We start from the raw sequence: 716 nt of genomic DNA on the forward strand, positions 1-716 counted from the left end.
CCGATAGAGCCGGGTCGGCGCGAAGCCGTCGCCGTCGGCCGGCACCAGGCGCTTCACCGGCACCGGCTGGTACTCCTGCCACGCCCGTCGTCCCCGCAGGGCGAGGACGTCGGCGCGGCGCTCGGTGTAGCGCTCGTCGTCGATCGTCTCGCCGGGCCACCAGTTGTTGCAGGTCTCGTGGTCGTCCCACTGCACGGCCGACGGTACGGCGGCGTAGAAGTCCCGCACGTTCTCGTCCCGCAGCGGGTAGCGGTGCCGGCCCCGGAAGTGGGCGAGGGTCTCGGCCACGACCATCACCTCCTCGGTCAGCTCGTTCTGCCAGGTACTGCCGTTCTCGAGCAGCAGCTTGGTGGACTCCATCGGCTCGTCGGCGTAGATCGTGTCGCCGACGTGGATGAACAGGTCCGGACGCAGGTCGAGCATCGCGCGGTAGCCCGTCATCCCGCCGCGCGAGCGGTCGATCCCCCAGCCCTGGCCGTTCGTGTCCCCGGACCAGACGATCGTCTGCGCGGCCCCGTGGATCGGGGCGGTGGCGAAGGAGAGGAACTGGGGAGCGCTCCGCTCCCCCTCGGGCGTCTCGAACCACACCTCGGCGTCGTACTCCCGACCGGGCGCGAGCCCCGTGAGGTGCATCCGGGCCGTGAAGTCGGTGCGCGGATCGGCCCAGCGACCGCGGATCGTGCGGCGCAGCAGGCCGCCGCTCGACAGGCGGACCA

General features: G+C 71.8%; 1 protein-coding gene. It reads right to left on the minus strand.

Annotation, left to right across the window (positions count from 1 at the left end; all coding sequences use genetic code 11):
• On the minus strand, nucleotides 1-716 hold a 716-nt coding region (locus ACOADB_RS21590), incomplete at both ends, for an alkaline phosphatase D family protein (protein WP_378603367.1).

Source organism: Nocardioides sp. CPCC 206348, assembly GCF_048654705.1.
GTDB lineage: Bacteria > Actinomycetota > Actinomycetes > Propionibacteriales > Nocardioidaceae > Nocardioides.